Genomic DNA, 11,355 nt, shown 5'->3' with positions numbered 1-11,355 from the left:
GCGCAAGCGCCCGTTTAGCAACGAAGGGACTGGACTGAGCCCGTAGTACGATAAAGGAAACACGATGAACCTTGGTGAATCGATGTTGACTTATCGTACGGAGGCGAGGGAAGTCCATTCGTTGCTGGGCGCTGGAGCTGGACTTGGCCCCACTCTCATTAAAGAGTTATACACAAGCTAGCAATTTTATAATTTCCCAGACAGTAAAAAAGTAGTTCAGTTTTAGAGGTGGTTTTTCCTCAAAAACTGAACTACTAATCTTAAAAGTCATGTGATTTTAGTTTTATGAACTAACACTTTTAGCTTCTACATTTTCCTCTGATTGTTCTTCTGTTTGATTAGTTAAGCGTAGCGGAATCTCTTTCAAGAATGAAATTAAGATTAGAGCTACACCAAGGACAAACACACCAAATAAAAAGGCGCCACTAAGCGAAGTACTTAAAATCTCTCGCATAGATTGAATTATTTGATTAAATAAAGGCAACATATCAGCTGGGACCTTCTCTTTTACCCCAGCAATTTTATCAGGATCCATGAGGACTTGAGGATCCTTAAGAGCTCCCATGTTTTGAAGCTTGGAAGCAGCTCCACCTGTAGCTTTTGCCATCATCTCTTTCATTTCATCTGCCATAATAAGGTTCATAATAGAGCCCATTATGGAAACACCTATCGTTCCACCTGCTTGTCGGAAGAACTGTGAGGCTGATGTGGCAACACCTAGATATTTGTGATCCACTGCATTCTGCACGGTAAGAGTTAGTACCGGGAATGTCAGACCTAAGCCCAGACCAACCATTACTAGGTTACGAATAACTCCGAATAATGTTGTATCTATACTCATTCGAGACATGGAGAACATCCCTAGCCCCATAATTGTCAGACCCATTAGAGCAAAGATTTTATAACGTCCTGTTTTTGTAATAAGCTGACCACCTATAGTACTTGTGACAACCATACTAAGCATCATCGACATCATAACAAAACCAGTGCGTGTTGCTGAAATGCCTAATACCCCTTGAACAAAGAAAGGCATATACATAATTGCACCGAACATCCCCATTCCCATTAACAATCCACCTACATTGGATATCGTGAAAATGCTATTTCGGAATAAATGCAGTGGAATAATGGGGTTTTCTGCACGTGTTTCAGCAAAAATAAAGATAACTAATGCAATTGATGACCAAACAAACAATCCAATAATCATCATCGAATCCCAAGCAAAGGTTTTACCTGCCCAAGAGAAAGCTAAAAGTAAAGGCACAATGGTTAGAGCTAGAATTACAGCACCTACATAATCGACTGAAGTTTTCCCTGCTGATTTTACATTCGGGAACATCTTCCAGATCATCGTAAAAGCCACTAGGCCAAACGGAAGAAAGACCCAGAATACCCAGTTCCATTGCCATGTATCCACGATATAGCCACCTAGAGTCGGACCAAAGACACTCGCCAATCCAAATACGGAACTCATCATTCCTTGCCAGCGTCCTCGCTCACGAGGAGGGAACAAGTCACCAATTGCCGTGAAGGATGTAGACATGATCATTCCGCCACCAAAACCTTGTAAGCCACGATAAATGATCAATTGATAAATATTCACGGAAGTCCCGGATAGAAAAGATCCTAAAATAAATATTCCAATACCCGTGAGAATGAATGGTTTTCGTCCGTACGTATCAGACAGTTTTCCTACTAAGATGGCTGTGATACTTGTTGTGAGCATATAAATGGTAAATACCCAGCTAAAGTAATCCATGCCTCCAATATCAGCCACAATAACAGGCAATGCTGTACCAACAATCGTCTGGTTCAACGCTGCAAATAGCATCGCTGCCATGATCGCAATCATTATGGTGACCTTCTGTTTATATTCTAAATGTTCCATAAGACATTCCTTTCTATAACTTTTTGAAAATACGTAGCAATTCTTTGATTTCATCTTGTGATAAAGAATCAAATCGTTGTTTCATATACGCTTCTCGTTTTTGATCTAGAGAGTTAAAAACTTCCTCTCCTTCATCCGTTAACGTAAATACCACTACACGACGATCCTTTTCTGACCGTGTACGTGTAATAAGGTTTTTCTCAGCTAAACGATCCATGACAGATGTGGCGTGACTGTTTGACACACCAAGCGTTGATGCAAGGCTCGATACATTCTGGTTTTGATTTTCCGAGATCGCTCGCAAAAAGCTAAATTCGCTACTAGTGAAGTCCTCACCTAACATTTCATTTAGCCCTTTACGAAAATCTCGAATAAAAGAACGCATTACATGTTCAAGCTCCACGATATCCTTCATTTTATTTTGATCCATCCAAATAATCCCCCAATCGAAAATCTCACTACATGAATATTAAACTAGGTTAAATATTTAATCAAGAAATATTTAGCGTTTATCAACTATAACCTAAGCGCCCCATTTAGTCGAAAACTTCAAAATAAGATATACTGTGTAGATGAATAACTTGAACGCATTGAGAGTAGCAACTATCTCCATATGCGCTTTGAATTAGAAGGGGATGTGGGTTGTTTTGCCTGATTTAATGGTAGGAAGGATGTGTTAAACATGCTTCTTATTAAATTGTCTAACTTAATGAATGACTATAATTATAAATGTTGTATATATTAGTTTTGCGGTTAGTTGGGGGTGCAATCATGAAGAAAAGCTCCATGTCACAAAAACCCTGGATTTATAAATCAGGAATCCTACTTATTATTTTTTCGGTACTTACCTGGATTTTATCCCCTATCGTCATACCCTTTTTACCTCTAACGAGTGAGGTGAAAGCGATTACGATTACAAGCTGTCTGGTTATAGGTGAGGTAATCTTTTGGATAGGTGCTTTGATGGTAGGAAAAGAAGTAGCAAATAAAATTAGAAAATCATTTAATCCTGTAAATTGGAGAAAAAAATCTGATCAAAAGAAACGTGACAATGAACTATAGAAATGAAAGTAAATAAAAACAAACATATTTAAGGTGAGAGATAGGGGTACTGAAAATAATTTTTAAAAAAGAGCGAGACTGTAAGCAGTTTCGCTCTTTTCATGTAAAACCCAAACGGGATTATAAAAGTAGGATTATGTAGCTATTCACTCTAGAACTGATCGGCTTACACGTCTATTTGTTTATCCCCTGTGCTGTTTATATTAACTTCAGATAGCCCTAATGTATTGTGATCAAATAGAATGTCTTTGACCATTTTAATATTTTCCTTTTCACACTGGATAACGATCATGACTTCCCCACCGCTGCCCTTTTTTAATTTCTTCATGATTTCCTTTTTCTCAATGAGAAAATCAAAGGCTAAGCCTAAAATGGCACCAATCGCAAACCCAATTAACCCCCATAAAACAGGCCCTCCAGTCCAAATAAACCCATAGATTGTTCCCAGTACAGTAAAAGCTGTAGCAAAAGAAACCGCAATTTCGAAGGTTTTAATACCTTCTCCAGTAATCACATCAACATTCTTCTTTCTAGGCTGTTGATCCAAAGGGATGGCGAATATGTTTTCCTTGGAAATCCCGCTTTGTGTTAATTCATTTATAGCTAATTCAACATACAAGGAAGAAGCAAAAGAGGCTACAATGTTCATTTCATTCCCCCTCTCTGACAAAAGTTTCGATTTAAATTGTTTTGGTTGATTAGACTTTTTTAAATATTTGGCTTGTTGTGTTTTATACAATTCATTACTTTTTATACAAAATAAATAAGCATCAAAAATTGCAAACCCATAAATAGAGGGAAGAAATAATAACCACTGTGGATCAAGGACCTCGGTAGCCTTGTCAAATTGACCCAATAAAGTCATGTGCATAGAGGGAAGTAAATTAGAAAAATACACTGAAGGTACAACCCATACAATCACATAAAATGCAGTTGGAAGTCTATTTATGTAAAGGTGACCCAGCCCAGGTAGAATAAATGACCATAAAGCAGCAATACGAGGTCTCATTTTATCTAACAAATTATGGTCATACCATGCCAGTTTTGTAGGCGTTATATTCTCAGCTGATCCGAAACTATCCGCTAAAATGGCGAATTTATTCGTTTCCATTACACCCCGTCTACTATCCCAAATACCAAAAAGATAAACCGGAATGTATATAAGGATCCATCTTGTATCTAATACTTGAGTGGCCAACTCAAATTCTCCAATAAATGAATAATAAATAGCTAAATTAAAGTTTGCGTTTAGGTTTATAAAAAACTCCCATAATATCAAAATTCCACCCATTAGATATTTACACATCGCAATTTGAGGAATTCCCGGAAATGCAGCCGCCCACCACATAGCAATGTAGGGGTTTCGGATCGTAACTAATCCTATATTAATGGGTGATATGACTGCTTTGGAGTAACGTTTTTGGTTTATATTCCCATTCATCACCCTACCTCCTATAACGATAGACATATATTATATTTTTACCAACTACTCCATATTTATCAGAGTAAAAGTTGTACCGAAATATGAGGGGTGTTAAGCACAAATAAAAGTGCCTATCCCTCCGCTCTTACAGAGGTATAGACACTTTTTCACATTTACTATTTGTCATTTTAGATTGTACTCTTAATCATTGAATGAAGGTGACCTACTAAAACCTTCTTTTCCAATTGACCTTTGTCACTAATTAAAGAATTAAAAATGACTTCTACTTCCACTCTTCCTCCGTCTATATCTTGAAAAACTAGATGGGACTCACCCTCTTCATGCGGAAGTCCAAAATAAATATAATTTTGAATTGAATCCCCAATGATGTCTTGAACTGAGTAACCTAAAACCTTCTCTACTGATGGAGAAGCATACATGATAGTGTCATTTGGATCCAATGTAATAACAAGATCACTAACGTTGTCTAACACAAATCTGTTTGTTGTCTCACTTTGAAGTAGCTCTTTTTCAATCTGCTTTCTTTCTGTAATATCAACACATGATCCAATAACTGCTTTTACCTCTCCTCCTTTTCGAACTGGGCGTAAGGAGGCAAGGTAATAAACATCGCCAAAGTTTCCCTCGTATGTTACATGATCTTCCCCACTCCAAGCTCTTTCATAATAAGAAAGTTTGGGTTGGAGATCCTCATATGCAAGAAAGTCTTTTAACTCTTTTCCAACAACTTTTTCAGGGATTAAGCCAACTTTATAAAGCAATTCCCCGTCACATAATGTATGGATAAAACGGTCCCCTACTTTTTCAAACTTAAAGATCATCCCTTGTTGCTGACGTACCGTTTCAGTCAATTCATTTTGTGCATTTAGGATTAACCTCTCCATTTCCTTCTCTCTTGAAACTTCTTTAGAAAGACTAAAAGCGTGCGGGTGGTCCTGTATTTCTGCAAATTTACTTACAAACTCTTCAGGAGGTAATGGTTTGCTAAAGAAGTACCCTTGAGCTTCATCACAGAGGTTGTTTTGTAATTTAAGCAAATGTCCTTTTGTCTCAACACCTTCAGCTACAACTCCTAAATCTAATTCATGAGACATTGCAATAATCGTTTTGACAATAGTTTCGTCTTTGGCATCTTCTGTACAATTGTACACAAAGGATTGATCAATTTTAAGCTTATCAATAGGTAGATCTTTTAAGTATGAGAGGGAACTATACCCTGTCCCAAAGTCATCTAAGCTAATCTGAACACCGATTCTCTTCAGTTCTTTCAATGCTTGAATACCTAACTCAAAATCCATCATCATACTTTCTGTAACCTCGAGTTCTAGGTACTTTGGTGACAAATTGACCTCTTGTAAAATATTTTGAATTTCATCTGCAAGATTTGGTTGGAACAACTGGCCTCCTGAAAGATTTACCGAAATCACCATGTCTGATAATCCGTCATTTTGCCATGTTTTCGTTTGTTTACAAGCTGTATGTAATGCCCACTTCCCGATAGGAAGAATCATACCTGTTGCTTCAGCAATCGGTATAAATTCGTTGGGAGGTACTAAGCCTTTCTCTGGATGTTCCCAACGTATTAAAGCTTCAGCACCTGTGATTTCAAATGTTCTCAGGTGAAGCTTTGGCTGGTAAAAAAGAGTGAACTCATTTCGTTCTAAAGCTTTTTTTAGATCGTCCTCTGTTATTCCTTTGTTCATTGTAATTTGATTTATTTCATCGTCCTTTTTTAGAAGAGTAGAAATGTTTCCTTTTTGCTTCAAAATATAAAAAGAACATAAGCTAACAACCAGTACACCAATTCCTATTAAATATACCATTCTATTAAAGCCCTTCCTTACTCTTCCAACAAGAGATCAGCCAAGGTAAAACCAACAAGACTATATCCCTATTCAATTAGTTTATTTTAAGTATTCTATACTATATTCATACCATGAAAATACAACTCGTTTCAACAAAAATCGACACAGGTTTATGTAGAATGTGTTACAAAACTGGTGTCTCCATTTAATTTAAGATTATAGAAAAAAACCCTCATCATTTATTGATAAGGGATTTCAGTTTATATAAGGTTTATATTTTAAGGTTAAAAATCTTCATAAGGTTGATCAAGATAACCATCAGTCGCATTCACAAATAGTAGATCTGATTTATTCATCCCTCTGAATTCATGTACAAGCTCAAATTCTCCAGACAACTGTGAATATATGATTCCTGTATTATTAAAACTATATTTCTCAATATTGTTATGTTGCTCTAAGAGACCTTTTTCTTTAAATAACTTTAATTTCTTAGCAGCTTCCTCTTTTGATACATTTAGTTTAAAGTCTCTAGTGAAAAATTCATTCGAGAAAAAGTTATTCGTTTTATTTCTAATACTCGTTATATGAAAGTCACCAATTTCACCGGTATGTTTATCAATGTAAATACCAAACTGATTATGGAATGGTTGAAGGTATGGATACTCTCCATTGAGAGGTACTGCATAAAAGCTATGCAGTTGAATGTTAGGTGCTCCAGATCCTGAATAGCTCCGATTATGATTGATTCCGTTATACGTTATTTTATAGTTATAGTCACCTTCAAAAATATGATTGAGAAAGGCTACCGCAGATTTCTCAGCATCCTCTTTTGATAAATCTTGGGTAGGATTCTCTCTAGAATTATAGTTAATTTTCGTTACAAGACCTGTATAAGGACTTACTTCTCCATGCATCTCTCCATCGATTTCAAAATCATACTCACTTCGAAATTCGTCAGATGTATTCTGAATATCAATACGGATCTCTTTAGCACTTTTACTTACTTGACGAGCAATCATTTCTTTCATTTTTTCTTGGCTCATCGTCTTTACTTCTGATACTTGATGGTTAGAAACATAGGAATAGCTCAAGCGATTAATAGCTTCTATTTGTTCAGAAAGATTATTCACATTAAATATCGCAAACAGTGGCGTTGATTCAAAACCTTCTTTTTCTTTCTTTAACACGTTTGAAAGGTTTTTTACATAGGTTAATAGTTTGTCATAATATTTCCGGTCAGTTTGACTCCATAAATCTTGTTTATGACGAAGTTCTAAGATAGATAAACCTTCAATAAAATACCTACCATTCAAATATAAATTGGTATTGAGATCATTTTTATTTTCTTCATAAAAATTAAAGTGACGTTTTAACTGCTGGGTTTCCTCAAATAAATTATGTAATCGTTTTTGTAGACTATAAGGAACACCAAATTCTCTTTGTTCCATTCGACTGAAATCCTCATATGTAAGACGAGAGATATGATACATTTCATTTACAGCATAATGAGCATTCCACCTTTGCTGTTTGTAAACCGAATAAGAAAACCAGAGAGAGAAAATTAGAAAAACAAATAATCCATATAGAAAAATTTTCTTAACTCTTTTAGAATTCTTCAACCACCTAGCTATTCTAAACATGCTTTGCCCCCTTTTACTCATACTATCTATAAAACCTTGCACCCAATAACGCAAAAGTTATTAGAAAACATCCCCTCCCATTTTAATATCAACTAACCAGAAATTGTATATGAAATTAATAATAAGTAAGAATGTCCTATATAATGAAGAGTCATTCTTCGAAGGTTATATTTAAATTCAATTATTTTACCATTTATAAAAAAAGCGTAATGCCTCCTATCAAATAGGGCATTACGCTTTTCATAAATATTTCACTTCATTAATCAGAAGTCTTCATTTCCCCTACAACCGGCAATGTAAGAAAGGCACCGTCTGCCTGTACTGTAATCTCTGCTCCTGGATCTGGGCGAAGGGTGTAGTTGTAATCGGAAGAAATTAAGACTAAACCGATTTGGTGTCCCGCTTCAAAAATGTAATCATCAGGCTGCAAATTCCATTGGAGTTTATAGGTTTTGCCTGACACAACATCCTTCGGTTCTGATAAAGATTTACGATTTTGCGGATCCATCCAACCTCGTGTGACGATTTCTCCGGAACCTTTATTATAGTCTACGAGTAAAGCTGTTAGGTTTGTTTCAGATTGATTTATACTAGCATGAATGTTTACGATAGGTCTTCCGCTTATACGAACAGACTCTTTTAGTTTCGTGGTTACATAAGCCAATCGATGTTGATTGCTTTCCTCTAGATTCTTAATTAAATCTTTTGCCACTAGGCTAGAGTCATCTACAATCGTGTAAGATTTAGCCTTATTGTTGCTTTTGTTTTCTCCAATTAATCCAGGCTTACCCTCACTTCCTAAATTCAAATGAAGTTTCGAAACTTCTGGGTCATTCCCTGGCCAATCTTCATATGCTTTCCATTCATTATTTTCTCGTTCAATTTCAACCATTGCTGTATCCATAATGCCGTTATCAACATCATACAGCCAATGGTCAAACCACTTGTTCATCGTACTGTACCATTCTTCTCCTCTTTTTCTGCTCACACCACCATGTCCACCTTGGTGTAGCCATAACTTCCGAGGTACATCATGCTTAGACAGCGCACCCCACCACTGAGAAAATTGGCTGGTCTTTACGTTCCAATCATTTAATCCATGAACAATAAAAACACTAGCTTTCACATTATTTGCGTTTTTCGTATAGTTTCGTTTATCCCAAAAATCATTATAGTCTGCTGAGTCTCGATCTTGCTTCTTAACAAGAGAATCGATAGCATCAGAACATGTTTCTGGATTTTCACGTGTTAAGACTGCTTTTGCTAGGACGTCAGCATCTTCTCCCTGATATCCTTCTGGTGCCACAACCAACCCGTTAGCACGGTAATAACCATACCAATTACTGATAGCTGAAATCGGAATGATGGTCTCAAGACCTTCTACACCTTCAGCAGCTAATGCGTTCGGAATCGTGCCATTATAAGATACACCCATCATTCCAGCTTTGCCTGTAGACCAGCTTGCTTTCACTTCATCCCCATTTTCATCGAATGCTTTCGCTTTTCCGTTCAGCCAATCAATGACCGCACGTCCGGCTGCTACTTCACTATCTCCCCCTATGGAAGGACAACCTTCAGAAAGGCCAGTACCGGGTGCGTGCGCTTCGATCATGGCGTACCCTCGTGGTACAAGAAAATCGTCCAATTTCCCTCTGAATTTATCTTGAACTTTTCCAAATGGTTTACCATCTAATTCAACATCGACATCATGGAATTCGATTTCGTTTAGCCCTTCAAAATAAGGACTCATCACATAAACAGCTGGCACCTTGAGTTCATCTTGAGTCGCTTTTGGACGCATAATGTCTGCATAAATAAGATCCTTTTCTCCATCATTGTCACTATCTACAGGAGACTGTATGTACACCGTTTCGACAATGGCATCTTCATGCGAAAAAACAGGTTGAGTTCTACCGTCTTCTACCTTTATTTCTGTTGCTATTTCCTTATCATCGCTTGTGCTTGTATCTTGGGAGTTAGATTTTTGATCATCCTTGGTCTCCGCTTCATGATTCATAGACTCATTGTTTTCATTAGAACCAGCGTTACAAGCTACTAATAGACTTGCAAGTAATATCATTATGATCAACATACTAATCTTATAATTATTCAATGAATCTCCCCCTAAAAGAATAATTTTCCATATGTTAGCATTCATTCTACACTGTATGTCGTCTATTTACAAAAATATGTAAGCAAGCATTAGAAAAAGTGACCATCGAACTATTCGATGGTCACTTGCACTTACATTTTACTTTTCAAAATACATGTCAACATCCATTGGCTCCTCTGTTTCTATCAAATCCTTCTCTATTTCAGCTTGAGGGCAATAATATTTTAATGTGTGTATGAATGTATTTTGATTTTCTGGAGAGATTTTGACGTTTCCCCACCATCCATGTCCAAACACGATTTCTACAGCCTCACTCGCTGTTAATACTCTGAAGCCATCAAAGACATCATCCGTAGATCTAGCATAGATGATTTTGGAATAAGGAATTTTCTTTCTTAATGGTCCTCCTTTAATTTTGAGATGGTCATCAAGAAATTCATACCGGATATTCGCTATCATCATGATCACTGAGGTGAGGATACCTAAATAGAGTGAGGCCCAAATTGTAATAAATAAAGGGGTTCTGGTGGAGGCATCAACAACAAAAGGAATAACAAACATTAAAGTCATATTCGTAATCATTTTCGTTTTAAAAATGGTAAAAAAGCGATCCTTTTTGGCTTTGAACACCATAGTGACATTCCTCCTTCACTAAAAAACTGGAAACTTGTTACTGTTAATTGTTTCAAAATTATGAAATTAAATCAATTCCTTTCTTTTAAAAAAGCATCTTTATGGTAAAATATGAGATAAGTTGATGAAGGACTGACAGTGTATGATCTGTTAGGCTTCATTTTTACAATAAGGGAGGGGATGAAGTGTCGAACAGTAATGAAGCTTTAATGGAAAAGGATCCTCAAGAAGGACCTAAAGTAAAACCTGAAAGAAGAGAAGGCGAGCCTACCGGTGCTTTCAAAGGTGCATCATGGTCAGCATTGTTTATTGGAATCATTTCTTATTTAATTGGATTATATAATGCAACCATGCAGCTAAATGAAAAAGGCTATTACTTTGCGGTATTAGTTTTCGGCCTTTTTGCAGCCGTATCCTTACAAAAAGCCGTAAGGGATAAAGAAGAAGGAATTCCTGTTACGAATATCTACTATGGAATTAGTTGGTTTGCCATCATAATCGCTATTTCACTTATGGCTATAGGTTTATATAATGCGGGAAGTATTATTTTGAGTGAAAAAGGATTCTATGCGATGGCATTTGTTCTTAGTATATTCTCTGCGATCACCGTTCAGAAAAATGTTCGAGATACGCAGAGAGCTAGAGAAAAAGAATAAACGAAATTCCAAGCAGTAACTCATTTACTTACTTTAAAAAAGCATCACGAAATATTGCTAAAAAAGTCCTCCGACTCTAAAGAGTCTGGAGGATTTTTTCATGATTTGTCTTTT

At 36.5% G+C, this 11,355-nt stretch carries 9 protein-coding genes; 2 read left to right on the top strand and 7 right to left on the bottom strand.

Annotated features, from left to right (window positions below; genetic code table 11):
* Nucleotides 1-283: 283 nt before the first annotated feature.
* Together H514_RS0106880 and H514_RS0106875 are read right to left on the bottom strand one after the other, a co-directional pair.
* Nucleotides 284-1,888: an MDR family MFS transporter gene (locus H514_RS0106880; protein ID WP_027446301.1), complete on the bottom strand. Its 1,605-nt coding sequence runs from the start codon at nt 1,886-1,888 to the stop codon at nt 284-286.
* A 13-nt stretch (nt 1,889-1,901) separates the two neighbouring features.
* Complete coding sequence (locus H514_RS0106875; protein ID WP_027446300.1) at nt 1,902-2,318, bottom strand: MarR family winged helix-turn-helix transcriptional regulator; 417 nt, start codon at nt 2,316-2,318, stop codon at nt 1,902-1,904.
* A 341-nt stretch (nt 2,319-2,659) separates the two neighbouring features.
* Here H514_RS0106875 and H514_RS0106870 point away from each other — a divergent pair, with 341 nt between their 5' ends.
* Nucleotides 2,660-2,950 carry a transporter suffix domain-containing protein gene (locus tag H514_RS0106870; RefSeq protein ID WP_027446299.1) on the top strand — a complete coding sequence of 97 codons (291 nt, stop codon included), beginning with the start codon at nt 2,660-2,662 and terminating at the stop codon, nt 2,948-2,950.
* Nucleotides 2,951-3,116: 166 nt separating this feature from the next.
* Here H514_RS0106870 and H514_RS22655 read toward each other — a convergent pair whose 3' ends face one another.
* The 5 genes from H514_RS22655 to H514_RS0106845 form a co-directional block, all read right to left on the bottom strand.
* Nucleotides 3,117-4,391 (bottom strand): hypothetical protein, encoded by a 1,275-nt coding sequence (locus H514_RS22655; RefSeq protein ID WP_036841994.1) that lies wholly within the window; start codon nt 4,389-4,391, stop codon nt 3,117-3,119.
* A gap of 170 nt (nt 4,392-4,561) precedes the next feature.
* Nucleotides 4,562-6,217, bottom strand: coding sequence for a sensor domain-containing phosphodiesterase (locus H514_RS23950; RefSeq protein ID WP_051255060.1), 1,656 nt, complete (start codon nt 6,215-6,217; stop codon nt 4,562-4,564).
* A 266-nt stretch (nt 6,218-6,483) separates the two neighbouring features.
* The gene (locus tag H514_RS0106855) at nt 6,484-7,839 is read right to left on the bottom strand and encodes a hypothetical protein (RefSeq protein WP_027446298.1); all 1,356 of its coding nucleotides are present in this window, start codon (nt 7,837-7,839) and stop codon (nt 6,484-6,486) included.
* 259 nt (nt 7,840-8,098) lie between these two features.
* The gene (locus tag H514_RS0106850) at nt 8,099-9,952 is read right to left on the bottom strand and encodes a Xaa-Pro dipeptidyl-peptidase (protein ID WP_027446297.1); all 1,854 of its coding nucleotides are present in this window, start codon (nt 9,950-9,952) and stop codon (nt 8,099-8,101) included.
* 138 nt (nt 9,953-10,090) lie between these two features.
* Entirely contained in the window at nt 10,091-10,585 is a 495-nt protein-coding gene (locus H514_RS0106845; RefSeq protein ID WP_027446296.1) for a PH domain-containing protein, read from the bottom strand.
* A 209-nt stretch (nt 10,586-10,794) separates the two neighbouring features.
* Between H514_RS0106845 and yiaA the strand changes: the two genes are divergently transcribed.
* Complete coding sequence (yiaA, locus tag H514_RS0106840) at nt 10,795-11,241, top strand: inner membrane protein YiaA (protein ID WP_407946819.1); 447 nt, start codon at nt 10,795-10,797, stop codon at nt 11,239-11,241.
* Nucleotides 11,242-11,355: the final 114 nt, after the last annotated feature.

Origin of the sequence: Pontibacillus marinus BH030004 = DSM 16465 (assembly GCF_000425225.1) — a bacterium.
GTDB classification, from domain to species: Bacteria; Bacillota; Bacilli; order Bacillales; family BH030062; genus Pontibacillus; species Pontibacillus marinus.
Note: the sequence above shows the minus strand (reverse complement) of the source record. Positions and strands in the feature narration are given on the sequence as shown.

Coding starts and splice junctions, on each gene's coding strand:
- H514_RS0106855 (WP_027446298.1), bottom strand. CDS start 7,839: ATGTTTAGAATAGCTAGGTGGTTGAAGAATTCTAAAAGAGTTAAGAAA.
- H514_RS0106875 (WP_027446300.1), bottom strand. CDS start 2,318: ATGGATCAAAATAAAATGAAGGATATCGTGGAGCTTGAACATGTAATG.
- H514_RS0106845 (WP_027446296.1), bottom strand. CDS start 10,585: ATGGTGTTCAAAGCCAAAAAGGATCGCTTTTTTACCATTTTTAAAACG.
- H514_RS22655 (WP_036841994.1), bottom strand. CDS start 4,391: ATGAATGGGAATATAAACCAAAAACGTTACTCCAAAGCAGTCATATCA.
- H514_RS0106880 (WP_027446301.1), bottom strand. CDS start 1,888: ATGGAACATTTAGAATATAAACAGAAGGTCACCATAATGATTGCGATC.
- yiaA (WP_407946819.1), top strand. CDS start 10,795: ATGGAAAAGGATCCTCAAGAAGGACCTAAAGTAAAACCTGAAAGAAGA.
- H514_RS23950 (WP_051255060.1), bottom strand. CDS start 6,217: ATGGTATATTTAATAGGAATTGGTGTACTGGTTGTTAGCTTATGTTCT.
- H514_RS0106870 (WP_027446299.1), top strand. CDS start 2,660: ATGAAGAAAAGCTCCATGTCACAAAAACCCTGGATTTATAAATCAGGA.